This window comes from Peribacillus psychrosaccharolyticus ATCC 23296, assembly GCF_000305495.1.
Lineage (GTDB): Bacteria > Bacillota > Bacilli > Bacillales > DSM-1321 > Peribacillus > Peribacillus psychrosaccharolyticus.
On sequence record NZ_AJTN02000206.1, the window covers coordinates 25,161 to 50,199 of the forward strand.

Genomic DNA, 25,039 nt, shown 5'->3' on the forward strand with positions numbered 1-25,039 from the left:
TCCGGAACCTCTTTCTCTGAAGTGGAAACTAAACCAGAGAAGGGGGTTCTTTTGTTGTTTGAAGATGTATTAGAGGCTTGGTGCCATTGCCGAGAAAAAGGTTTTACTTCTAAAAACATGATAAACAAGTGGAATAAATATAAGCAGTTAAAGATCAGGTAAAAACGGATACAGTATAGCCAAAATGAATCTTTTGGTGAAGCTATACTTATTTTGGTTCTCAAAACGTGGTCACTGCTAGACATTTCATACGAAAAAATAAACGCTATCCAAAACGGATAGCGTTTATTAGTTATTGGAGTCTTCTCTATGAAATGTAATTTTGTCACCGTCAACAAGCAAAACGAGTGTTTTACCATCTTCAGCGATATCGATAAACTTCATTCTAATAAATACCTTTATCTGCTTCTAATTATCTCATGTATGCTAAAAGCACTGGCACTATTTCTATTCCTAGATGCTATACAAAAGAATATAACAAAAAGAAGAGCACATGAAAAGATGGATGTGGTTGATGTTATCTTTCAGCCTTTTAGCGGATGTGGAGAAAAGGAAATACATGAACAAATTACATTACCAGAGGGCGTTGCAGGTGTAGAATGGCTACAAGATGATGGACGCGATTATAAATTTTATTTAGGCAAAGATGGTACGGTTTCTTATTATAGTCCATCTTGAGGACTAGCAAATAAGAATGGTAAATTATTTCGTATAAAACTTCTTTTGCTAAAACAAAGATTCCAGCTACTAAAATAGGCAGTCTCTTGTTCAGAAAGAAATTCAATTACATAGATAACTTGGCTAAATGATTTATTAGACAAGAAAAAAATGTAAAATAGATGAATGTGCGATTATCTTTAGATATAATAGTGTGTGTGTTGTAGTTTTTTGAGAGTATATATTGATTATTATTTTCTGAAATTTCCAACATTAGGAGGAAGGGAAATGTCGGAGCAGTTATTTACCATTCATTTAGACCAAGAACTTGGAACAATTAATCGGAACATTTATGGTCACTTTGCCGAACATTTAGGCAGAGGAATATATGAAGGTATTTGGGTAGGAGAAGATTCCTCTATTCCAAACAAACAGGGAATTCGATTAGATGTTGTTGAAGCTTTAAAGCAAATCAAGATTCCAGTACTTCGCTGGCCGGGTGGATGCTTTGCGGATGAGTATCATTGGAAGGATGGTATTGGACCTCGTAGTGAAAGAAAGAGAATGGTAAATACGCATTGGGGTGGTACAGTTGAAAATAACCATTTCGGTACACATGAATTTATGATGTTGTGCGAAATGCTTGATTGTGAACCTTATATTTGTGGAAATGTGGGAAGTGGAACTATTCAAGAAATGTCAGAATGGGTGGAATATATGACATTTGAAGGCGAATCCTCTATGGCTGATTGGAGAAGGGAAAATGGACGGGATTTACCATGGAACTTAACCTATTTTGGTGTTGGTAATGAGAGCTGGGGATGTGGAGGAAATATGACTCCAGAGTATTATGCTGATTTATACAGGCGTTATCAAACATACGTAAGGAATTATGGTGAAAATAAACTCTATAAGATCGCTGGCGGTGCAAATACATCTGATTATCACTGGACCGAAGTTTTAATGAAAAATGCAGGTGACTTACTTGATGGTCTTAGTCTTCATTATTACACGATCACGGGTGAATCTTGGCATGAGAAAGGTTCTGCAACTAATTTTACTGAAGATGAATGGCAAAATACAATGAAAAAAGCGTTTTTTATGAAAGAGTTAATCTCAAAACACGGGGAAATCATGGATAAATACGATCCTGAGAAGCGAGTAGGCTTAATTATTGATGAATGGGGAACTTGGTTTGATGTAGAAGAGGGGACTAATCCGGGGTTTTTATATCAGCAAAACACAATACGTGACGCCTTAATAACAGCATTACATTTTCATATTTTCCAAGAACAGTGTGAGCGTATACAAATGGCTAATATTGCTCAAACAGTTAATGTACTGCAAGCAATGATTCTTACAGAAGAAGAGAAATTAGTCTTAACACCTACCTACCATGTATTTGAAATGTTTAAAGGGCATCAGGATGGAAAATTGCTTTCCATTGAAAAGAAAGAGGAAGACACTAATGAGATTCCCCAAATCAGTATTTCTGCATCCAAAGGTGAAGCAGGTGAAATAACCATAAGTTTATGTAATTTAGATCTACATGAAGAAACGGTTTGTGGACTGAAGATACCATCATTTGATATACATACTAGTGACATTAAGACTAAAATTTTAAATGCTGATAAAATGAATGCTCATAATACATTTGAAGACCCTAACGTAGTAGTTCCTAGTGAATTAAAAAGCATAAAAATGATTGATAATGCCATAGAAGTCAAATTACCACCTATGTCAGTAGTTGTTCTAACTATCATATAATTTGTTTTTATATATATATCGAAGTTGCCGAATTTTCTTTAGTCCAAAAGGATCAGTAAGTGAGACCAACATCGGGATTACCGGAAGCAGAGGAGGGATTTTCATTCAGATTATACCATTAACCTTAGAATCTAGTTTTGCTGAAGGATCAGTGAATGCGTTCCTTGTGGTCGGAGAAACCGTCACATTGGTCGATACAGGCAATCTGGATGGTTCTTCGTTTGAGCAATTAAAACGTTTGATTGCCCTTGAAGGATATGGCCTCTCAGATTTAGATCACATTATATTAACGCATATGCATATCGACCATTCAGGAGGTGTAGCTCGTATTCAAAACGAGGTATCTATTCCTGTATATGTTCATGAAAAGGCGAGACATGTGATTGAAGGAGGGGAAGAAGAGTTTACTAGAGAGCAAGCTTTTTATCAGGAATTTCTCCATCGAAGCGGGGCTGCCATTACCGAACGCAAAACCCAATCCTATCGGGAATTAAATTGGCAGGAGATTCGGTATGTGAAAGAGAATGAGTATATAAAGATGGGCGGTTCTGATTTTATCGTAGAGTATTTACCAGGGCACAGTCAGACGGATCTTTTATTTTATAATCAGGAAGGGTTGGCACTTGCCGGAGATCTTTTACTTCCAGATATATCTGTAAACGCTTTCATTGAACCTCCAGATCCAGGAACGGCAGAGAAGCCCAAAACCTTGCTTCAATATCGTAAATCACTTAAAAAAATGCATAAGTTGCCGCTAAAAGCAGTCTATCCTGGTCATGGGCATGTAATTACTAATCACAAAGCTTTAGTTGAAAAAAGATTGGCTGAACACGATAAGCGGTGTTCGCGCATATTAGCTGTCCTTGAAGAGGGCGATGCAACAGTATATCAACTTTGTCAGAAAATCTACCCTAAATTAAAAGGCTCTGCGGTGTATTTGGGGTTATCACAAATACAAGGGCATTTAGAATTGCTTGAAGTAAGAGGGAAAACCATTTGTCAGCAAAGAAATGCCATAGATATTTATTCAATACGTACGTAAATTGGAGGGGAAACCATGGATTTTTCATTAACTGATGAACAGAAAATGATTCAGAAAACCGTAAGAAGTTTTGTTAAAAAAGAACTGTTCCCGCTAGAAGCAGAAGTACTGCGTAACGAAAGGGATGGAAAGCCGGGAATTTCTGAGGAGAAAATTGCTGAATTAAGAAGTAAGGCAAAGGATATGGGATTTTGGGGAATTAATACGCCGGAAGAATTTGGCGGAGCTGATTTGGGACCGACAATGACCGCATTAATTATGATGGAGCTGGGGAGAACATTTGTCCCATTTAGTTTTGGCGGTTCTGCCGACAATATTCTTTATTATTGTAATGAACAACAAAAGGAAAACTATCTGCTACCGGTCATAAATGGTGAGAAAAAGTCATGCTTTGCACTTACGGAACCAACAGCTGGTTCTGATGCTGCAAATATTACTATGCGAGCAGTTAAGGATGGAAACGACTGGGTTCTGAATGGTGAAAAGGTGTTTATCACCAATGGAAATGAAGCCGATTTTGCCATGGTGTTTGCGATTACAGATAGTGAAAAGGGCCCTCAAGGCGGGGTAACCTGCTTTTTAGTTGATCGAGAAATGGGCTGGCATTCGGAATATATTCATACGATGGGTGAGTGGGGCCCGGCGTCACTCGTTTTTGATAATGTACGTGTACCAGAAGAAAATATTCTGGGGGAACTAGGCAAAGGCTTTGCACTGGGGATGAAATGGATTGGGCAAGGGCGCTGGATTATTCCGGCAAGAGGATTGGGTGCTGCGGAAAGACTCCTGCAGATGGCCATCGACTATTCACACCAACGGTTCACATTTGGTAAGCCAATTTCAGAACGTCAGGCTATTCAGTGGATGATTGCAGATTCTGCTGTAGAGATTGAAGCCACTCGTTGGCTGGTTCTCCATGCTGCATGGCTTGCTGAAGAGGGGCGTGATAACCGTCATTATTCTTCTATCGCAAAACTATATGGAACAAATATGGCAAATCGTGTAGTCGATCGTGTGCTGCAAATCCACGGAGGTATGGGGTATACGAAAGAATTGCCAATTGAGCGCTGGTACAGAGAAATGCGTGTTTGGCGAATTTTTGAAGGAACAGATGAAATTCAACGTCATATCATTTCCCGGAATTTATTAAAAGGAAATGTCAAAGTAGGGGAATTGATGGCCTAGAGCGTTTCTACTATTCTTAAGGAGGAGATTTTTAATGAATCTAACACAACTTCTTGAAGAAAATATCAAAACCTATGGGGAATATCCGCTGCTTTATGACCGGGACAAACACTATACAAATATTGAGGTTAAAGAACAGGCTATGAAGATTGCAGCGGGGCTTAAAGCTCTAGGTTTAGCTGCAGGTGACCGAGTAATTGTCTGTATGCCTAATTGCCCTGAAGTGCTTTTTTGTTATCAAGGTATTACTCGGGCAGGTGCCATAATCGTTCCGGTTATGTTCACTCTTCACTCGCGGGAAATTCATTTTATTGCTGCTAATTGTGGAGCGAAGGCTGTAATTACTTCCTCCCTAGTTCGGAATAAAATTGAAGAAGGAATGATAGGGTTAAAGGAAAGTCCTATTCTCATTTCAATCGACGAAATGGAAAATGATAAAATCCTGAACTTATTCAAATTAATGAACAAGTCTCATCAGACAACCCTAATGGAATGTGAGCCAAATGAAGAAGAAACGGCCGTAATTCTTTATACGTCAGGAACGACTGGGCAGCCAAAAGGTGTACGCCAGACTCATAAGAATTTGTATTCAAATGCACTTAGTTCGTATAAACATAGTGAATCAGAGCGGGGGACAACCCTTGGAATATTGCCGCTTGCTCATGCATATGGCTTAACACTTTCTAATATAGCCTTTATTGCGGGAAGTTCAATCGTGATTTTCGCTAAATTTGATACTAAAGGGATTTTTGAAGCGATTGAAAAATACAAAGTGCGTTCATTTTCAGCTGTACCTGCAATGATTCATGCGCTTTTAGGTTCACCAGACTCAGAGAATTATAATCTATCTAGTTTTCAATACATTGGTTCCGGATCCGCACCGCTGCCAATCAGCGTAATCCATGCCTTTCAACAGAAATTCAAAGCAGACATTCATGAAGGTTACGGTTTATCGGAAGCCTCAGCTATTGTTACTGCACAGCGCAAGGGAATGGAATACAAACCTGGATCTGTTGGTATACCCATTCCTGGAGTAGAGCTCAAAATTATAGCTGCAAATGGGGCAGAACTTCCGGTTGGCCACGTAGGTGAAGTGGTGGTCCGCGGAGATAATGTTACACCTGGATATTACAACAACCGGGAGGAATCGGAAAAGGCCATTAAGGATGGCTGGCTCCATACAGGAGATCTCGGGAAAATAGATGAAGATGGCTATCTATTCATTGTTGACCGTCAAAAAGATTTAATAATTAGGGGAGGATTTAATATTTATCCCAGGGATCTGGAAGAAATATTAAATCATCATAAAGGGGTTTCCGAAGCAGCGATTATTGGCTTACCTGATGAAAAAATGGGAGAGCAGGTAGTAGCTTGTGTGGTGAAAAATTCAGAAAGTGAATTAACTGAACAAGAATTAATAGCATACTGTCAAGAACACCTTGCTAAAAATAAAACACCTACGAAAATTGTATTTCTAGATGCACTTCCTCGGAATGGCGTTGGTAAAATTTTAAAAAATCACCTGCGTTCATCCCTTAGCGGTAAACAGAGTGTTCCAAATGAAATGTAATCGATTACAAGGATTCAGCAGGATTAAGAATCCTTGTTATCGAATTAGGTAGGATGAATAAATAACATCCATGATGAAGGAGAGAGAAACTATGAATCGTTTTACAGGAAAGTCAGCCATCGTAACTGGAGGAGCTAGAGGGATCGGAGCAGCTATATCTCGGAAGTTTGCCCACGAAGGTGCAGCAGTAGCGGTTTTGGATGTAGATTATGATGGTGCAAGTATGCTGGCACAGGAAATCAAGGATGAGGGTGGAAAGGCGATTGCTTTGAAAGTAAATATTGCAAACGCTGAGGAAGTGGAGACAGCATTTAACAAAGTTGTGGAAGAGTTCGGTAAGCTCGATATACTCGTGAATAATGCTGGGGTTATTCGTGATAATATGCTGTTTAAAATGGAAGAGTCCGATTGGGACACCGTTATGGATGTCCATCTAAAGGGGAGTTTCTTATGCTCGCGTGAAGCTCAAAAACATATGGTAGCCCAAAAGTACGGAAAAATCGTTAATTTATCATCAACTTCTGCACTCGGCAATCGCGGTCAGGCAAACTATTCTGCCGCTAAAGCTGGGCTGCAAGGATTAACTCGGACGATGTCTTTGGAACTCGGGCCATTTGGTATTAATGTAAATGCTATTGCACCTGGTTTTATTAAAACAGAAATGACGAAGGCTACAGCTGAGAGAATGGGAATTACCTTGGAACAAATGATTCAAGGGTCATTGTCACAGTTGGCCATTAAGCGGGCTGGAGAACCGGAAGATATTGCAAATGCAGCGGCATTTTTATGTTCAGAAGAAGCATCATACGTGACCGGACAGACATTATACGTAGCAGGGAGACCGACCATATAAGCAATTGTTTGATGAAAGGAGAATGATAAATGGCGATTGATCAGAGCTTGATAGGCAAAAAAACTGAGATATATCAATATGAGGTTGAGAAAGGACATATCCGGCGGTTTGTGGAAGCAGTTGGAGATGATTCTCCTTTATACGTAGATGAAGATTTTGCTGTTGAAACAGCGTTTAATGGACTTATTGCCCCTCCGACGTTTGCAACTACGTTGACGATGGGAAAGGAAAGCCCGTTTGACGGCATAGAAGGCTTTGAGATGCGTCGAGTCCTTCATGGGGAACAGGAATATGAATTTCACCGCCCTATTAGACCAGGTGCACAGTATTGGGTTCAAAGTGAGATTACCAATGTTTTTGATCGGAAAGGGAATTCAGGGGCCATGACCTTTATTGTTGTTGAAACAAGAGCAAATGATATTGACAAGCAGCCAGTCGTTACCTGCAAATCAACAATTGTTTACCGCCAAAGTTTATAAGGGGGAGGGAATGGAATGGCACAACAGCTTTTATTTTCGCGTTTAAAAGAAGGGCAGGAGCTTCCTGAACTAGTAAATCCGCCTATCACAAGAGTGCAGCTTGTTAAATATGCAGGGGCATCGGGTGACTTTAATCCCCTGCATACTGTGGATAGCTTCGCTGAAAAGGCAGGTCTTGATGGGGTGATTGCTCATGGAATGTTAAGTATGGGCTTTATCGGGAAGTATGTTAGAGAGATTCTTGCAGAACATGGTGATATAAAAAAGATTTCAGTTCGCTTCAGCCGAATGGCTAAGCCTGGAGATACACTTACATGCAGTGGAAAAGTAAGTTCAGTATCGGATGATAGTCAGCAAACAGAATTCGAGGTAATTGTTCGTAACCAACATGGTGAGAAGGTTACGTCTGGAGTATGCCTCGTTCATTATTTTTAAGTAGTAGGATTGGTCAAACGATACGACTATAAAAAACCCACGAAAACTAATTTATTTAGTTCGTGGGTTTTTACATGTTGAGGCCGTGTGCCTTGCTATTATTTTTTATTTCCAGAGAGTTAAAGATTGTTTATCGTAAAAAAGAATGGTCATACTGATTAAGCAGCTGATCCAATTCTTGACTGTACAGGATGGTTATGTGAGAATCTAAACCGTTTTTTAACACAATATTTTGCAGTTCAGTTCGCTTATTTTCGATATGTTCAAGTAATTCATTTTTTGTCACAGCTGCTTATCCTTTCTGGAACTGTTCCTGCAGAATGTTAACCGCAGGGCAGTGAATACTTACCTTTAATGGGGCTAGTACAAGTATAATATCATTTGGAAATATATTCAATTTATTTAAACTACATCTTATTATTTTAACACGACATATAAATAATAAGAATGCTAGATTGAGATTGTTCACAAAACGTTAAATATCTTTTTTTCTTTGCTTTGTTAGAATGATGATAGATATTAAATAGGAGTTGACGATCTTGAATGATGTAAACGTATTTTTAGCATTTGGAGCGGGATTTTTAAGCTTTATTTCTCCTTGCTGCTTGCCGCTTTATCCAGCCTTTTTATCATACATAACCGGAATGAGTGTTGGTCAGCTTAAATCTGAGAATGCTATGCTTCAAAAACGCAGTTTGCTGCATACTTTATTTTTTCTAATTGGCTTTTCATTAGTATTCGTTGCTTTAGGAGCAACATCAACGATTTTTGGAGAGTTCTTCTCTAAATATCAAGATTTAATCCGTCAAATTGGTGCTATTTTGATTGTTTTCTTTGGTTTAGTGATTATAGGGGCATTAAATTTTGAATTTTTAATGAAAGAGCGCCGCGTTGATTTTAAAAATCGGCCGTCAGGTTATTTTGGATCGGTATTGATTGGTCTTGCGTTTGCAGCGGGATGGACACCTTGTATGGGTCCTATTTTGATGGCGGTAATTGGATTGGCAGCAAGCAACCCCGGTTCCTCAATGGTCTATATGCTAGCTTATATTCTCGGATTTGCCATTCCGTTTTTCGTTCTTTCCTTTTTTATTGGAAAGCTGAAATGGATTAAGAAATATAATCATTACATCATGCAAATCGGTGGTTACCTTATGATTGTAATGGGAATTATTTTATTCTTCGATTGGATGACTAAAATTACCTCTTTATTTGTTAACGTAATGGGTGGTTTTCAAGGGTTTTAATGAAGACAAATGACATTAAATTTTAACTTTTATGCATAAATGCATTGAAATTAGTTCTTTAGTCCGATATATTTAAAGGTAAGTAGTGCTTTATTATCTCTTAAATTACATATTTTACATAATTATCCTGCGGTAACTGTTTTTGTTTAGTCTACTCATGTCGTTTTAGTTTGTTATTAAAAGAAGGGGAGGATTCAATTATGTCTAGAATACTAATCGTTGATGATGCAAAGTTTATGAGAATGACCCTTTCTAATATACTGATAAAAGCCGGACATGAAGTAATTGGTGAAGGAGAAAATGGAGAGCAAGGCATTCGCTTGTTCCGTGAATTAAAGCCAGATATTGTCACAATGGATATTACCATGCCAGTATTGAGTGGACTCGAAGCGGTGAAACAAATAACGACCGAATTTTCTGATGCGCTTGTCATTATGTGCTCTGCAATGGGACAACAGAAAATGGTAGTAGAAGCGATCGAAGCAGGAGCAAAGGATTTTATTGTTAAACCTTTTGATGAAAACAGGGTAATTGAAGCCGTTAGCCGAGTCCTAGATTAACCGTTTAGACGAGTCTAAACGGTTTTTTTATTTTTTTTATGATTTTTTTTGCTAATTGCAAAGGGTAGTATATAATAATAAAAGAACATATCTTATTAAGATAAAAGGATGATTGCACGTGATATGGATTTCAACTGCCCTAGCCTTGATCATGGGAATATCGGTAATGTTTGTGAGAATGAAGGCAGCAAATCGGCCCACATCCATAAAAAAGATTATCTTACCACCCTTTTTCATGAGTACAGGGGCTCTAATGTTTTTCATTCCAATGTTCCGGCTGACCGGAAGTGAAATTATAGAAGCTGTTTTTGTAGGCATGCTCTTTTCCATCTTATTAATAAAAACGTCTAATTTTGAAGTGCGCGATGACCAAATATACCTTAAGAGATCAAAGGCATTTGCCCTAATTTTAATCACGCTTTTAGTCATTAGAACAGCAGCGAAATTTTTCCTTAGCGCAACAATAGATGTAGGCCCATTGGGCGGCATGTTTTTCTTGTTAGCTTTTTCCATGATTGTTCCATGGCGGCTGGCGATGGTTTACCAGTTCAAGAAAGTACAACGAGAATTTCTCACAAATTCACCTATAGGGAAAGCCTGAGTGAATCAAAAAGCTATTATCGAAACATGATAATAGCTTTTTTTCTATGTTAAAGAAAAATAATATCTATCTAAACTGTATGTCGTTGCAGTTACATAAAGAAAATTGATTAGAGATGAAAAATGCCGCTCTCCCATCAAAGGAGAGTGGCATTTTCATCAATTAAGACGAGGGTTTCTTTTGTTTCGTCAATAGCTTCTAATCACAATTTTCCCAATGCAATCCGTAACGGTTACTATTTTTTGGTCTAATATTGTTTTGGATTAGTGTCCTTTTTGTTGAAGAAGGTTTTTGGTCAGCGTTATAGAATAACATTAAAGAGCTTAAATTTATAGGTAGGACCAATATGACGACACCAATTGTTAATCTTAGTGTTTATAACCTTGATTGGGAAAAACAATTTGAATATGAACGCAAAAGAATTGTATTTAAAGAAAGCAATGAGGAGGCTGGCATATGGTTGAACTTAAAGTGTTTGAGAAAGCTGATTTCCAGCTGCTTATTGATTGGGTGGATTCACCTGAATTTCTCCTGCAATGGGGAGGTCCGGCCTTTGAATTCCCTTTAACGGAAAAACAGTTAGAAAAATATATCGAAAATGTTGATACCTTGGTTTTTAAAGTAGTTGAACGTGACACTGGAGTTGCTATTGGACATATTTCTTTAGGGAGAATCGATAGAAAAAACAAATCTGCTAGAATAGGAAAGGTCTTAGTCGGTGATATGAAGGTTAGAGGTAAGGGAATCGGTCAACAAATGTTAAATGAAATCCTTAAAATTGCATTTGACGAACTTCATTTACATCGAGTTAGTCTTGGTGTATTTGATTTTAATAGTAGTGCGATTGCTTGTTATGAAAAAGCAGGGTTTATCAAAGAGGGGTTACATAGAGATTCTAGTAAAATTGGTGATGAGTATTGGAGTTTATGGGAAATGAGTATCTTAGAAGATGAATATCGTACACATTAAAAAGCCCAATGAAGAAAAAGTATTTCTAATTTAACTAAAATAAGATTTATTATTGGTTAAATATGGTAAAATCAATGCATGGGAGTTCGATTAAAAGAACTGCTCTACGCAATATGAGGGATCTACAAACAATATAATGATTGGATAGAAGATTGCGACAGGTATGAATTATATCAGGATAATGCCTTCTTCAACTACGAGGTATTAGAGAAGGGACTAATATGTACTAAAAAGGAGCGGGTTGAGGATGGACGAGGATAAAAGCCTTTTAATGATGCAATAGATCATATGAATAAGATTGAAGGAAATGTTTCAAATCTTGGCAATACAGACTTGGAAGTACCAAGACCATTAAAATATATTGGTTACTTTATCGTTGGTTTCTTTTTAATCACTATTCTACTGTTACCCATTTTAAGTTTTATATTATGATTTTACGTTATTTAACAGAGGCTTTGTTGTATTTGATTGCTTGTAATGCCAAGGGAAGATGACTATAATGGAATTACTTACTAACTAAATCTGGGGTGAAAAGCGTGCTTGAGGGCTGGTTTTTATGGTTTATTTTATTCTGGGTTGTTATTCTCATAACTTCGATGTTTATCGGCGGATTTTTCATGTTTCGTAAATTTCTTAAAAGATTTCCCAAGGAAGACGGTAAATCTGATATGGATTGGGAAGAATATTATGTGAATCAAACAATTCATCTGTGGACAGCTGAACAAAAGGAATTACTTTCTGATTTGGTTTCACCTGTTCCTGAACTATTCAGGGATGTGGCTAAACAAAAGATTGCGGGTAAGATTGGGGAACTTGCTGTCAGGGAAAGGGCTTCGGCCATCACTGAGGATTTGGTGATTCGTGGATATATTATTGCGACTCCTAAACGTGATCATAAATTTTTACGAAAAAAATTACTCGAACGTCAAGTGAATATGAATCCATATGAACATCTTTTTGGTTAAATGGAACGGAAAATAAGACAGGTCCTCTGGGGGAACCTGTCTTTTTTGTTGTTGGATAGTATAGGAACTTCCAAAAGTTTGTTAGGAACGAATGTACGGAAAATCCTCTTATTTTTGCTATAATACTAACATAGCTAACGATCGGAGTGAAATAGATGAAATTTATACACACAGCAGATTGGCATCTAGGGAAGATTGTTCACGGGGTGCATATGACAGAAGACCAACGTCACGTGTTGTGGCAGCTGATAGATGTGATAGAGGAAGAGAAGCCGGATGCACTCGTCATTGCCGGTGATTTATATGATCGATCCGTTCCGCCTACAGAAGCGGTCGAGTTATTGGATGAAATTCTATTAACCATAAATGTCAAAATGAAAACACCGATTGTCGCTATTTCGGGAAATCATGATAGCGCAGAACGTTTATCATTTGGATCTTCCTGGTATCGTCATAGTCAGCTTTATATTGAAGGGAAACTATCAGAAGACTTAGCGCCAGTTAATGTAGGCGGCGTCAATTTTTATTGTGTGCCTTATGCAGAACCTGGTATCGTCCGTCAAGTGTTGGGAGACGACGGGATTCACTCTCATCAAGATGCTATGCGTGAGATTACAAGCCGAATTGAGCAAAATTTAAACCCAAATGAACCAAATGTTTTTGTTGGACATGCATTCGTACTTGGCGGGCAAACGTCCGATTCTGAACGAGTGCTGTCAGTTGGAGGCTCTGGCTGTGTTCAGGCAAACTTGTTTGATGCATTTGATTATACTGCTTTAGGTCACTTGCATAGTCCTGATGCGTTGAAACATCCTAAGGTTCATTATTCAGGTTCTTTGCTTAAATATTCTTTTTCCGAGGCCAAGCAAAACAAATCACTTTCAATTGTTGAAATGAATAGTGACGGTAGTTTCGACTTACGCTACCACCCACTTAAACCTCTGTATGACCTGCGTGAACTTGAAGGATATATGGACGAGCTTCTTGATCCTCATTTCTATCAAGCACAACAAGTGGAAGACTATTTAAAGGTGACGTTGTTAGATGATGGAGCAGTTTTAGATCCTATGAATCGACTCAGACAAATTTATCCTAATATCCTTCATTTAGAAAGGAAATGGGATTTATCTGATAATCGGCGGAAACAATCTTTTTCTTCAATTAGAGATGAAAAAAAGTCAGAACTTGATTTATTTGAAACCTTTTATGCGGAAATGACAGAACGTGATTTTGATGGTTCCAAACGAGCTGTAATGACATCTGTTATTGAAAAAGTTAAGAAAGAGGAGGAAGTGAAGTGAAACCTCTTGTACTGACAATGCAGGCTTTCGGGCCATATGCAGGCAGGGAAGTAATCGATTTTAAACAACTGGAAAATCGGACAATGTTTGTGATTTCTGGTAAAACAGGTGCAGGTAAAACAACGATTTTCGACGGAATCAGCTTTGCCATATACGGAAAAGCAAGCGGTGAAGACAGAAATGGCCAGGAATTACGAAGCCAGTTCGCTGAGGATGACCTTGGGACAGAGATATCACTTGAGTTTGAGCTTCGGGGAAAAACGTATTTTATCGTAAGAGCACCTCAACAGGAGCGTAAGAAAAAGTCAGGAGAAGGCCATACTGTGGTCGGAGCCAAAGCTGAATTATATAAGCTGACTGATAGCGGGAAAGTCCTGCTCGGTGCAAATATTCGGGAAGTAGATGAACAAATCAAACACATTATGGGGATTGATGCCAATCAATTTAGACAAATCATTATGATCCCACAAGGTGAGTTCCGAAAACTTTTGACATCGGATAGTAAGGACAAGGAATTAATTCTGCAGAAACTTTTTCATACGGAGTTATACAAGCGAATTGAAGAGAAATTAAAAGAAGATGCAGCCGAACTGCGAAAGCTGAGTGAGCGTAGCAGGCAGACGAGAATTCATCTTATTAAAGAAATTCAGTCTCTAGAAGATTCGATTCTGACTGAAGAGATTATGGCTGAGGAACCGAATGAACAAAGGATATTGCCGCTTCTTATCGAAGAAATTAACAAAGCCAATGAAAGCCTTGACGTTTATACGGCAAAAATTAAGAAGGAACAGATAGCTCGTGACAAAATTCAGGGCGAAATTTATCAGGCTCAAGAACTACTTAAAAGGTTTGAAGAGCTTGAGAAGCTCCGTTTAGAAAAGGACGAGCTGGTCAAACGTAAACCAGAAATGGAAACCAAAGCGGCTGTCATTAAAATGGCGCAAAGAGCAGGAGCTCTTGAAAAGCAAGAACAGTTTTATCTACGAATGGGCAGACAGGCAAAAGATCTTCAAACTCAGTTGGATCAGCAAAATGAAACAGCAAAGAAGCTGTTTGAAAACACAGTTCTTTTGCAAAAACGATATGATGCTGAGATGGACAGGACATCTGATCGAGAACAACTATCGGCGAAAGTGCATCATTTGCAGCAGCTTAAGCTAATGGTGGATACGTTTTCGGAACAAAAACAGACAGCTGATGATTTAAATGGTGTTTGGAAACAGACTCAGACTGAACAAGTGAGACTGGAAAAACAGCTGTCTCAAATGGAAATAGATGAGGAAAAGATTGCCCTATTAAAAACAGAGGCTGAGCAGGCGGTCGTCTTATTTGCAGAATTAGAGCGGCAGGCAGACAAAAATGATGACCTCTTGACCAAACTAGTAAAGCTTGAGGAATCCGACCAATTTGTTAAACAAGCACATGAGGAATTTTATGAAAAAAAAGAAGTGGCCAAACAGGCAGTGGAACGTGCCCATCAGCAAAAAACAGCCTTAGAACTACTTGAAAGTAAATGGAGAGAGAGTCAAGCAGGTATTTTAGCGGCTGCTCTTACGCATGGTGAAATGTGTCCAGTATGCGGATCCTACGAGCACCCTGCAAAAGCAGTTCAATCGGCTGAACAACCTGATGAAGATGAACTGAAACAACAAAAAGCAGAAGTAAATAAGGCTGAACAACAAAAAACAAGTGCAGAAACCGCATTTTATAAAGCAGAATCCCGTTATCAATCTCTTCATGAAACCTTTCAAGAACGATTTTCTGCTGTGAGGGCTTTAGTCGATGATTTCGAACTAACTCGATTGGAAGAATATAAAAACAACTGTCAACTGAAAAAACACGAAGATGAGAAGCAGTTACAGGTTCTTCTGAAGAAAAAACAAACGATTTCAAGTGTTTCTGAAAAAATTTCAAGCATAAAAACAGAGAAGCGAACGATAAAGAGTGAGATTGAAACCATGAAACTAAAAGAAGAAAAGGCAAGGACTCAACTTCTTGAGGCCAATGCTAAACTCGCAGCTACGGTGGCTTCCATTCCAGAAGAAATTCGGGAACCAAAAGCCTTTAATCAGGCTTTAAAACAAGCTGTTACAGAACAAAAGCGTCTTGAAGAAGCACTTGAAGCGGCAAGGACTTCCTTAATGAAGGGAAAAGAACAAGAAACCGCAATTAAAGCAAATATCACTTCCAGCGAGGACCAACTGAAAAAAGTAACCATCGAGTTAAACGAGGAACGAAGTAGATTTAAAGTAGAAATGACAGCACTAGGGTTTGAGTCTTACGGAAGCTATGTAGCTGCAAAAAAAACTGAAGCGGAATTAAAGACATTAGAAAGTGATTTACAACAATATGAACAGCGTTATCAGACTGTTACCAATGTTTTTCATGATTTAGAATTAAAATTGAAAGGTGCAGTAAAACCAGATATTGAAGCCTTGCAGCAACAATTTAGGAATGCGGACCATGTCTTAGAAGAGCTTCGACAGTTATTTGCTAAACTGACATCTGCCAAACAGAAAAATGAGCAGATTCATGAAAAACTCGATAGAATGATCTTGGAACAAAAGGAAATAGAAGATCGATACCGGGTAATTGGCCATCTCCATGAAGTGTCTAAAGGGCAGAATCCATTCCGTATTACCTTCGAACGCTTTGTTCTCGCTTCTTTTTTAGACGAAATTTTAAATGAAGCTAATATACGTTTAAATAAAATGACGAGTGGACGATTCCAACTCATGCGTAAAATTGATCCCACCCGCAGAAATATTCAAAGTGGATTGGAACTAACTGTTTACGATCAGTACACAGGACAGGAACGTCATGTTAAAACCCTTTCAGGCGGTGAAAGCTTTAAGGCTTCCCTTGCACTGGCACTTGGTCTTGCAGATGTTGTCCAGCAGCATGCAGGAGGGATATCGTTGGAAACGATGTTCGTAGATGAAGGATTTGGAACGCTTGACCCTGAGTCACTTGATCAGGCATTAGAAGCACTAATGGATATTCAGAACAGCGGTCGACTTGTGGGGATTATTTCGCATGTACCGGAACTGAAGGAAAGAATCGAAGCGCGTCTTGAAGTTATTGCTACTCAGCTAGGAAGCCGAACTGAATTTCAATTTATCAGCTAGTACGATCTGGAGGGGATTTATGTGGATAAGAAGGTTGGAATTGATGCAGGGAGTACACTGATTAAACTTGCCTACAGTGAAAACGGTACGTACCATTTTAAGAAGTACTCCTATCAACAGATGGATTCTCTTCTGCAATGGCTCCAAATATCAGCTCCTGATGCTCGTTGGAACGTAACGGGCGGGAAAGGACATCATTTCCTGTCAATTTCGGATAATAGCAGAGAGGTTGCTGAGTTTTCAGCTATTACGGATGGGGCCATGTATATGACAGCAGCGCAAAAGTTGAACGTAAAAAACTATATCTTAGTAAATATAGGAACAGGCACATCATTTTTTTCAATCAAAGATAATTCAGCGGAACATCTTTATGGGAGCGGGACTGGCGGAGGGATGTTAATGGGGTTATCAAGGATGCTAGTTGGGGAACGGCCATTTTCTGATCTTGCGGCTCTGGCTGAAAGTGGAAATCGCGCTAAACTAGATTTGCAGGTACGTGATATTTATGCAAGTGAACCGCCAATTTCAGGTGATTATACCGCAAGTAATTTTGGCAAAGCCACGACCGCTGATGTTAAAAAAGAGGATGTCACAGCTTCTTTATTCGGATTAATTGCTGAAACGACGATGCTTCTTGGTGTTCAATCAGCTAAGGCAGGGGGTGAAGTAGATATTGTTTACACCGGTGGAATGACAGCACATCCATACATGGAAAAAAGCCTCAAAGCAGCGACAGAGGCATTTGGCTGTAAGGCTCATTTTCTTGCAAACGGACAATTCTGCGGTGCCATGGGTGCCCTTATCTATTGAAGGCTTACGGAACGTCAAGTATACGTGTACTTGGGGTTCCTTTTTTAATGGTTCCTTTACTGATTTTAACTAGCAATGCATCAGTGGAAAGCTCAGTTGAAATAGTCCGATCTTCTAAAGAAAATGGAAAGGTAAAACTACGTTTTAGTAAACCATCAGGAATGCCTGCTGCAAAGATTGTCAGGTTGTTCTTATCAATAGAAACGGTAATGGTTTTTATGGGTTTACTTTCGAATAAAGCTTCTAGAAGATAATGAGTCGGATACTCAAAGGCATCTAGGCGAAATGTTTGAAAATCGAGAAAACTCGTATTCGGGTCGGCAAAAAAATTCCTTAACCATTGTTCAAATAGTATTTGGTCTTCTTTATCCATAATCATGTGATTACCCCTTACTTTGCCCATTTCATCTATCTTATGTTCTGGACTGTAAAGGGGAAAAGAAACAGCAATTTTTTCTCTAAATATAAAGAAAAAATTGCTGTTTTTTATTCACATATCATGATGGCTATTGTGCTTTTGACGGGAATGATTTTTATTTTTAACTTTATGAGAACCGCTTAAGGGAGCAGGCTGTCCCTCTTTAGGAGCATTTTTTCGACTATCTTTGTCATTGTTTTTCTCCATAATGCATCCCTCCTTATTAGTAAGATGGACTATTTGGCTTCATTTTATTCCTGCTGCAATACCGTTCTTGCTTATTATAATTTTAAAAATATTTACCAAAATCTGTTATAATGAACTAGAAATGGGGGAGTCTTTTTTGGAAAAACGTATACTAGACATCTTTACACCGCCTAAACATATCGTCTCAGCAGCGACCATTGTACTTAATAAAGAAAGAGAAATACTTTTAATTAAAGGACCGCGTAGAGGATGGGAAATGCCCGGTGGACAAGTTGAAGAAGGCGAGTCTTTAAAGGAGGCTGCGATTAGGGAAACAAAAGAAGAAACGGGAATCGATATTGAAGTACTGAAATTTTGTGGGGTTTTTCAAAACGTAAACCAATCCATTTGTAATACCTTGTTCTTAGCAAAACCAACAGGGGGCGAATTAACGACTTCATCGGAAAGCTTAGTGGTAGGGTTTTATCCAATTGAACAAGCTTTAGAAATGGTCACGTATACTAATTTCAGAGAAAGAATTGAATCTTGTTTGGATGGAAGTAAGCATCCATTTTATGTAGAATTTTAAACGATAAAAATAAAGGAACTCCAGTTATGAACCAACCCCCGAAAGTTATTGTCCAACTTTCGGGGGTCGGTTCATTCCTTTACATATTTACTCTTTTTTCTTTTCTTTCTTTTCACTCATAGTCCGGTAAAATTGAGTATTCATGCTGCCTTGTTTAATGTTTTCTAAGAAGAATTCACCAATTAGCTTTTTATAATCTTCATCATCAAACATTTTTTTGTTCTGCAGTTCCATTTCAGCAAGACCCTCGTATGTTGAAAAAAGTGCGAATACATGATCTGCTCCGGTAATGGGTGTTAAAATGTCTACTTTGTGACTATAGTTTTCAATTCGATACTTTTTAATTTCTTGCAAATTTTCAATGCATTCCTTAAATTTATCTTGTTTAATTTCAAATGTTTGATAAACAAATACAGACATTTATTTTTCCTCCAAGAAATTCAATTTTTCAATTAAATCAATAGTCTTATTTCTTTTAGTCGTTTTCAGGCTTAATGGCAAAGAACGTAATAATAACTGCCAGTAGACTTAATCCACTTAGTATATAAAATAGAGAGTTTTCAGCATATTTCATCATAATGGTCATGAGTGGTGGCCCGGCAGCAACTCCAATGAACCGCATGGAGCTATATATTGATGAAATACTGCCTCGTTCTTGTTTTTCGATACCAGAGGTAATGAATGCATCGAGACAGGGCAGTGCTACACCAATTCCAATTCCAGCTAACAAAAATAAGGTAATAATTATCCACATCACTTTTGAAAAGCTTAAGATGGCGATTGAGACTGTTAATAGGACTGTTCCGCCTACAATAATCCATTTCATAAGGACTTTATTTTCTTTAATCAGCTTGCCGGTAAAGTAAGAAGCAATGCAAAGACCACCTAAGGGTATGGCGAGATAAAGGCCTTTTTTAAGGTCTTTTATCTCGTAGACTTTTTCTAACGTATCTGATAAATAATATAAAACGGAAAATAGCACAAACATTAGAATAATTCCAATAATAAAAATAGCATAAAGCCATTTCCAATTATTCTTAAAAGTGGCTTTAATCGTATTCCAAAATTCTTTAAAGGGTAGAGGCTTTTGTCGTTTTGCAGGTGTTTTCACCAAAAATAACACCAATAAAACTGAGATTAAACAAAAAACAGGGATAGAAAAGAAAGGGAGATACCAAACAAATCCTGCTAAAAAAGCTCCTAATACAGGGCTTAAAACTTTGCCGAGCGTATTCGATGTTTCAATCAGACCTAAGGAACTACTGACTTCTTCCTCGGTCTTGAACATATCTCCTACGAGAGGCAGGACTATGGGGAATGCTCCTGATGCGCCAATTCCTTGCAGGGCTCGACCAATTAAAATCATGGTATAGGGGTCATCCATTTTCCAACTGGCCCAAGCAGAAATGAGTCCCCCGATAGCTGCTAATATTAAGCTTGGAATAATAACCTTTTTTCTACCTATATGATCCGATAAAAATCCTGCAAACGGGATAAAAATGATGGCTAAGATAGAATAGATTGTAATGATCATACTTGTTTGAAAAGCTGAAATATCAAGTTTTTTCTCCATTACCGGAAGAACTGGGATCAACATTGAATTTCCTAAGGTCATAACAAGTGGAATGGATGAGATAGACAAGACAGCCCATTTTTGATTACTTGGTTTATTTTTGGTATCCTTTTTTTTCTTTTTTGAGTCCTTTATGGGTTGAATAGTTTCTATATGTTCCAATGCTAACACGCCTTTGTTTTGGGATAAGTACTAAAATACACTGCCTCTGACTGACAATTGACATCCTCCAGTATTATTTTTGAGATTCTTCAACATACTTCTATCGTGCTCTTTAATATTAAAATCATACTGAAAAATCTTTGCAATAATTTCAGATTATATTGATGGAATCACTCTTTTGTAAGGACGGAAAGATTTGATGGCTCAACGTACATGGAGAGAGGAAAACGAATTATTATAGGAGGAGATAATAAATGTAGAAACAAGTGAAAGCTAAGAGATAAAATTCAAGAAAAATATCTCTTAGAATCAGCTTCTTTTTGAGGTTCTTAATTAGTGAATTTATTTGTATTAGCAGCCAAGTAAAGGGCTACATCTCTTATTTTCTCGTCAGTTTCAGCCTCAATTGTTTCACGTTCACTGGTATAAGCGTATAGGGTATCACCCTTTAGTATGTGTTCGGACAAGTTAAGGAGCCCAATCGCTTTTCTATTAAACCTTTTTGCTGCTGCTAAGGTACTAGCGGTCTCCATATCAATGCCTAAATGACCCTTCATTACCGAAGCAGCTATCTGTTCATTTGTTTCATGTAATAATGTATTGGTCGTAACAATACTTCCAGCAATGTATGGATATTTTTTCTTCTCACAATAGTCAATCGCTGCATTTATAATTCTTTCATCTGATTTTATGGTTTTTGCATCAGGAAAGTACCAATTGGATACTCCATCTTGCATCTCAGCCTCAGTGACTATTAATAGGTCCCCATAGTTCACTTCCAGTGAAAGTCCGCCGAAATAACCAGTCTGAACGAACAAATCTGTACCAACAGCTGCAAAAGGGTGGGTGCTATTAATTGCTGCAGGACTGCCATATGCATTAGCATATCCGATAGTAGATCCTTTATAGAGTCCAATTAAGGTGTTCCATTTTGGGGATTTAGTTTCGCTTAAAATAGTTCGCCAATTCTTTAAATTCTCTTCATGTTCCCATTCACCATGAATGATAAAGGCAGAAGGAATGTTTGTTTCATTAATATTTAATGTTTTCAGCCACTCTTCTTTCGAAAAATTACCGTATAAGTTCATAATAAAACGCCTTTCTGTGTGTTTTTATTTAATCATCTTCAAAAGTACAGCATCTGTATAATTTCGGTAAAAAACCACTAGTCCCTTTCACTTCAAAAATAAATTTCTTAGATTTTACCGAAGAATGTTATGATCGTTTAATAATATTGGGGGGATTATGATAGGTACTAAAAAGCAGGAGTTTCAGCTTGAAATACGTCCTTTACTCATTACTGATTATGAAAGTGTCTTGAATTGGAGTAAAGATGAGTCTTTTTGTTCAGCCAATGGTTGGGAGATCAACAGAAGTCCAGAAGAACTGTATACATGGTGGCTCCATTGTGTAAATAACTCAGCTGTGGATTTTATTCGAATGGGAATAGAGTATAAAGAGAAATTAATTGGTTACATTGATTTAGCATGTATAAAAGAAACTACTGCAGAATTAGGGATAGCAATTGGTGAAAGCAGGTTGTGGGGAAAAGGACTCGGAGTTACCTCTGCTCTATGGATGATTGATTATGCCTCTATAACCTTAGGGATTACAACGTTTCGTGCAGAAACACATAAAGGAAATATTCGTGCGAGAAAAATGCTTGAGAAAATAGGGTTTAAAGAAATCAGTAGAGTGGGTTGTGAGGAGTACTTAGGAAGAATCGAGCAGCTGATACAATACCAAAAGAAGCTGAAATAGAACTCTTTTTATATTATTTCTATTATATAAAGTGTAAATCGATGTAGGAAAAATAGAACGTTGTTGGTCAAGGAATTTAACGGATTATAGTTTTTTTGTTTGTTAAATGTCCTAATAAGCGACACATTTCTTAAATTATGTGAAAATAATCTGAATTATTTTTAGGAATTGTTCTAGCAGCATAATAAAAGTTCGATTTACATTCTTTTTTTTCTCCATAATTATGTAATTATGAGCTAATATCGTAATAGTATAAGAAAAACTTATCAGGAACGATAACCTTCTCGTATTTTACTTATCAACGATTCTATATTACTATTGAAATGTAAGAAAAGTGAGATTGGGAGAAAGTTCAAACTTTTCGACAAAACAGGGGAATTTTTATATAGTTAGAAGGAAGCATGGTTTGGCGTTTAATCTCAAACCACGTTTTCGTTTTATGTTCAGATGTAGTCTGACAGTCACACAGGGGGTAATATATGATGTCAAAAAACGATGTATATCAATCGCGTTCTTTTTTCGAAATCGAAGGAAAGCGCTACAACTACTTTAACTTAAACGCTATTGAAAAAGCAGGAGACGGTAACGTTTCTAAATTACCGTACTCGATCAAAGTTCTTCTAGAAGCTGTTCTTCGTCAAGTTGATGGAAGGGTTATCACAAAAGAACATGTCCAGAATCTCGCTCAGTGGGGGACTAGCGAGCAGAAGGATATCGATGTTCCATTTAAGCCTTCACGTGTTATCCTGCAGGATTTCACTGGGGTTCCAGCAGTCGTAGATTTAGCTTCATTACGTAATGCTATGGCTTCATTAGGCGAAGATCCAGACAAAATTAATCCGGAAATTCCGGTAGATTTAGTCATTGATCACTCTGTTCAAGTTGATAAAGCTGGAACACTTGATTCGTTAGAAGTGAATATGGATCTTGAATTTGCACGAAATACTGAGCGTTACCAATTCTTAAGCTGGGCTCAAAAATCGTTTGATAATTATCGTGCGGTTCCGCCGGCAACAGGAATCGTTCACCAAGTTAACCTTGAGTATCTTGCAAATGTTGTTCAAGCAGTTCCAACTGCCACTGATGAATTTGAAGTATACCCTGACTCTGTATTTGGTACAGATTCACATACAACAATGATCAATGGTATTGGTGTTCTTGGATGGGGTGTTGGTGGTATCGAAGCAGAAGCAGGTATGCTTGGACAGCCTTCATATTTCCCAGTTCCTAAAGTAGTAGGCGTGAAGCTTACTGGCCAACTTCCAAATGGAACAACAGCAACTGACCTTGCATTAAAAGTGACACAAGTACTCCGTAAACATGGTGTAGTTGGTAAGTTTGTTGAATTCTTTGGACCAGGTGTTGCCTATCTTCCGCTTGCAGACCGTGCGACCATTGCGAATATGGCTCCAGAGTATGGTGCTACTTGTGGATTCTTCCCGGTTGATTCAGAAGCAATTGATTATCTGCGCCTAACTGGCCGTGATGAAACACTGATTAAAGTTGTTGAAACATATACGAAAGCTAATGGTTTATACTACACACCGGATAATGAAGATCCATCTTACACGGATGTAGTCGAAATCGATCTTTCTAAAATTGAACCAAACCTTTCTGGTCCTAAACGTCCACAAGATTTGATTCCACTTTCAGAAATGAAAAAATCATTCCATGAAGCAATTAATGCTCCAATGGGCAACCAAGGTTTCGGTCTAACAGAAGCTGAATTAGATAAAGAAGTTGTTGTTAAGTTCACTGATGGCCACGAAACAACCATGAAAACAGGTGCGATTGCGATTGCGGCTATTACAAGCTGTACGAACACTTCCAATCCATATGTTATGCTTGGAGCAGGTCTAATCGCTAAAAAAGCAATTGAGAAAGGTCTGTCAGTACCGGATTATGTTAAAACTTCATTAGCTCCAGGCTCAAAGGTTGTAACAGGTTATCTTCGTGATGCTGGTCTGCAACCATACTTGGATCAATTAGGATTTAACATTGTTGGTTACGGCTGTACGACTTGTATCGGTAACTCAGGTCCATTAGCAGAAGAAATCGAAGCAGCTGTATCTGAAGCAGATTTATTAGTGACTTCTGTACTTTCTGGTAACCGTAACTTTGAGGGACGTATTCACCCATTAGTTAAAGCTAACTATCTTGCTTCACCAACGCTTGTCGTAGCTTATGCGCTGGCTGGAACAGTTGACTTTGACCTGCAAAACGATTCGCTTGGAAAAGATAAAGATGGTAATGACGTATTCTTGGCGGATATCTGGCCTTCACAAGAGGAAGTAAATGCAGCTGTTAAAGCAACAGTTACACCTGAACTATTCCGTAAAGAATATGAAACTGTATTCAGTGATAACAAGCGCTGGAATGAAATTCAAACAAGTAATGAAGCACTCTATTCATTTGATAATACTTCTACGTATATTCAAAACCCGCCTTTCTTTGAGGGGCTGTCAACAGAACCAGGAACAGTTGATGCTTTAAATGGTCTCCGTATTGTTGGTAAATTCGGTGATTCAGTAACAACTGACCATATTTCTCCTGCTGGAGCAATTGGTAAAGACACACCTGCGGGTATTTATCTACGCGAAAATGGTGTTACACCACGTGACTTTAACTCATATGGTTCTCGTCGTGGTAACCATGAAGTCATGATGCGTGGAACATTTGCAAATATCCGTATTCGTAACCAAGTGGCTCCAGGTACAGAGGGCGGTTATACAACATACTGGCCAACTGGCGATGTAATGGCTATCTATGACTGCTTGTATG

The 25,039-nt window shown here is 38.1% G+C and carries 25 protein-coding genes; 19 read left to right on the forward strand and 6 right to left on the reverse strand.

Translation table 11 applies throughout. The features are described from left to right. Positions 1–309 precede the first annotated feature (309 nt). The 8 genes from WYK_RS14355 (at position 310) to WYK_RS14390 (ending at position 7,988) form a co-directional block, all read left to right on the forward strand. A complete protein-coding gene (locus WYK_RS14355; protein WP_040375161.1) occupies positions 310–678 on the forward strand; it encodes a hypothetical protein in 369 nt (122 codons plus the stop codon). 267 nt (positions 679–945) lie between these two features. Then, positions 946–2,424, forward strand: a complete 1,479-nt coding sequence (locus tag WYK_RS14360; protein ID WP_040375162.1) for an alpha-N-arabinofuranosidase — start codon at positions 946–948, stop codon at positions 2,422–2,424. 151 nt (positions 2,425–2,575) lie between these two features. Beyond that, the gene (locus tag WYK_RS14365) at positions 2,576–3,466 is read left to right on the forward strand and encodes an MBL fold metallo-hydrolase (protein ID WP_161629138.1); all 891 of its coding nucleotides are present in this window, start codon (positions 2,576–2,578) and stop codon (positions 3,464–3,466) included. Between the two features lie 15 nt (positions 3,467–3,481). Then, entirely contained in the window at positions 3,482–4,651 is a 1,170-nt protein-coding gene (locus WYK_RS14370) for an acyl-CoA dehydrogenase family protein (protein ID WP_040375163.1), read from the forward strand. Positions 4,652–4,685: 34 nt separating this feature from the next. Then, the gene (locus tag WYK_RS14375; RefSeq protein ID WP_040375164.1) at positions 4,686–6,221 is read left to right on the forward strand and encodes a class I adenylate-forming enzyme family protein; all 1,536 of its coding nucleotides are present in this window, start codon (positions 4,686–4,688) and stop codon (positions 6,219–6,221) included. Positions 6,222–6,312: 91 nt separating this feature from the next. Further along, a complete protein-coding gene (locus tag WYK_RS14380) occupies positions 6,313–7,074 on the forward strand; it encodes an SDR family NAD(P)-dependent oxidoreductase (protein ID WP_040375165.1) in 762 nt (253 codons plus the stop codon). A gap of 29 nt (positions 7,075–7,103) precedes the next feature. After that, a complete protein-coding gene (locus tag WYK_RS14385) occupies positions 7,104–7,553 on the forward strand; it encodes a MaoC family dehydratase N-terminal domain-containing protein (RefSeq protein ID WP_040375166.1) in 450 nt (149 codons plus the stop codon). A gap of 15 nt (positions 7,554–7,568) precedes the next feature. Further along, positions 7,569–7,988 carry a MaoC/PaaZ C-terminal domain-containing protein gene (locus WYK_RS14390; protein ID WP_040375167.1) on the forward strand — a complete coding sequence of 140 codons (420 nt, stop codon included), beginning with the start codon at positions 7,569–7,571 and terminating at the stop codon, positions 7,986–7,988. 130 nt (positions 7,989–8,118) lie between these two features. Here WYK_RS14390 and WYK_RS24000 read toward each other — a convergent pair whose 3' ends face one another. Further along, the gene (locus WYK_RS24000) at positions 8,119–8,274 is read right to left on the reverse strand and encodes an aspartyl-phosphate phosphatase Spo0E family protein (protein ID WP_081704894.1); all 156 of its coding nucleotides are present in this window, start codon (positions 8,272–8,274) and stop codon (positions 8,119–8,121) included. A gap of 253 nt (positions 8,275–8,527) precedes the next feature. Here WYK_RS24000 and WYK_RS14395 point away from each other — a divergent pair, with 253 nt between their 5' ends. From WYK_RS14395 to WYK_RS14430, 8 genes are all read left to right on the forward strand, one after another. Next, positions 8,528–9,235: a cytochrome c biogenesis CcdA family protein gene (locus WYK_RS14395; protein ID WP_040375168.1), complete on the forward strand. Its 708-nt coding sequence runs from the start codon at positions 8,528–8,530 to the stop codon at positions 9,233–9,235. Positions 9,236–9,435: 200 nt separating this feature from the next. Beyond that, positions 9,436–9,795 carry a response regulator gene (locus WYK_RS14400; protein WP_040375169.1) on the forward strand — a complete coding sequence of 120 codons (360 nt, stop codon included), beginning with the start codon at positions 9,436–9,438 and terminating at the stop codon, positions 9,793–9,795. A gap of 118 nt (positions 9,796–9,913) precedes the next feature. After that, entirely contained in the window at positions 9,914–10,396 is a 483-nt protein-coding gene (locus WYK_RS14405) for a CcdC family protein (protein ID WP_040375170.1), read from the forward strand. A 456-nt stretch (positions 10,397–10,852) separates the two neighbouring features. Further along, the gene (locus WYK_RS14410) at positions 10,853–11,365 is read left to right on the forward strand and encodes a GNAT family N-acetyltransferase (RefSeq protein ID WP_040375171.1); all 513 of its coding nucleotides are present in this window, start codon (positions 10,853–10,855) and stop codon (positions 11,363–11,365) included. A 536-nt stretch (positions 11,366–11,901) separates the two neighbouring features. Then, positions 11,902–12,330: a DUF2621 domain-containing protein gene (locus WYK_RS14415; RefSeq protein ID WP_040375172.1), complete on the forward strand. Its 429-nt coding sequence runs from the start codon at positions 11,902–11,904 to the stop codon at positions 12,328–12,330. A gap of 155 nt (positions 12,331–12,485) precedes the next feature. Further along, positions 12,486–13,631, forward strand: coding sequence for an exonuclease SbcCD subunit D (locus tag WYK_RS14420; protein ID WP_040375173.1), 1,146 nt, complete (start codon positions 12,486–12,488; stop codon positions 13,629–13,631). Further along, entirely contained in the window at positions 13,628–16,759 is a 3,132-nt protein-coding gene (locus tag WYK_RS14425; protein ID WP_040375174.1) for an AAA family ATPase, read from the forward strand. The genes WYK_RS14420 and WYK_RS14425 overlap by 4 nt, the downstream gene beginning before the upstream one ends. Positions 16,760–16,780: 21 nt before the next feature. Next, positions 16,781–17,569, forward strand: a complete 789-nt coding sequence (locus WYK_RS14430) for an acetate and sugar kinases/Hsc70/actin family protein (RefSeq protein WP_040375175.1) — start codon at positions 16,781–16,783, stop codon at positions 17,567–17,569. A 4-nt stretch (positions 17,570–17,573) separates the two neighbouring features. On the opposite strand, the gene WYK_RS23345 is transcribed toward WYK_RS14430, so the two are convergent. Then, positions 17,574–17,948, reverse strand: a complete 375-nt coding sequence (locus WYK_RS23345) for a hypothetical protein (protein WP_051387535.1) — start codon at positions 17,946–17,948, stop codon at positions 17,574–17,576. A gap of 111 nt (positions 17,949–18,059) precedes the next feature. Further along, the gene (locus WYK_RS24005; protein WP_081704895.1) at positions 18,060–18,194 is read right to left on the reverse strand and encodes a small acid-soluble spore protein P; all 135 of its coding nucleotides are present in this window, start codon (positions 18,192–18,194) and stop codon (positions 18,060–18,062) included. 136 nt (positions 18,195–18,330) lie between these two features. Between WYK_RS24005 and WYK_RS14440 the strand changes: the two genes are divergently transcribed. After that, the gene (locus WYK_RS14440; RefSeq protein ID WP_040375176.1) at positions 18,331–18,762 is read left to right on the forward strand and encodes an NUDIX hydrolase; all 432 of its coding nucleotides are present in this window, start codon (positions 18,331–18,333) and stop codon (positions 18,760–18,762) included. Positions 18,763–18,849: 87 nt separating this feature from the next. On the opposite strand, the gene WYK_RS14445 is transcribed toward WYK_RS14440, so the two are convergent. The 3 genes from WYK_RS14445 to WYK_RS14455 form a co-directional block, all read right to left on the reverse strand. Further along, positions 18,850–19,182, reverse strand: coding sequence for a hypothetical protein (locus WYK_RS14445; protein ID WP_040375177.1), 333 nt, complete (start codon positions 19,180–19,182; stop codon positions 18,850–18,852). A 55-nt stretch (positions 19,183–19,237) separates the two neighbouring features. Then, entirely contained in the window at positions 19,238–20,497 is a 1,260-nt protein-coding gene (locus WYK_RS14450; protein WP_040375178.1) for an MFS transporter, read from the reverse strand. 329 nt (positions 20,498–20,826) lie between these two features. Next, the gene (locus tag WYK_RS14455) at positions 20,827–21,585 is read right to left on the reverse strand and encodes a phosphorylase family protein (RefSeq protein ID WP_040375179.1); all 759 of its coding nucleotides are present in this window, start codon (positions 21,583–21,585) and stop codon (positions 20,827–20,829) included. 157 nt (positions 21,586–21,742) lie between these two features. Here WYK_RS14455 and WYK_RS14460 point away from each other — a divergent pair, with 157 nt between their 5' ends. Together WYK_RS14460 and acnA are read left to right on the forward strand one after the other, a co-directional pair. Next, positions 21,743–22,258: a GNAT family N-acetyltransferase gene (locus WYK_RS14460; RefSeq protein ID WP_051387536.1), complete on the forward strand. Its 516-nt coding sequence runs from the start codon at positions 21,743–21,745 to the stop codon at positions 22,256–22,258. Between the two features lie 482 nt (positions 22,259–22,740). Then, positions 22,741–25,039 (forward strand): aconitate hydratase AcnA (gene acnA, locus WYK_RS14465; protein WP_040375180.1); only part of this gene is annotated, 2,299 nt, incomplete at its 3' end.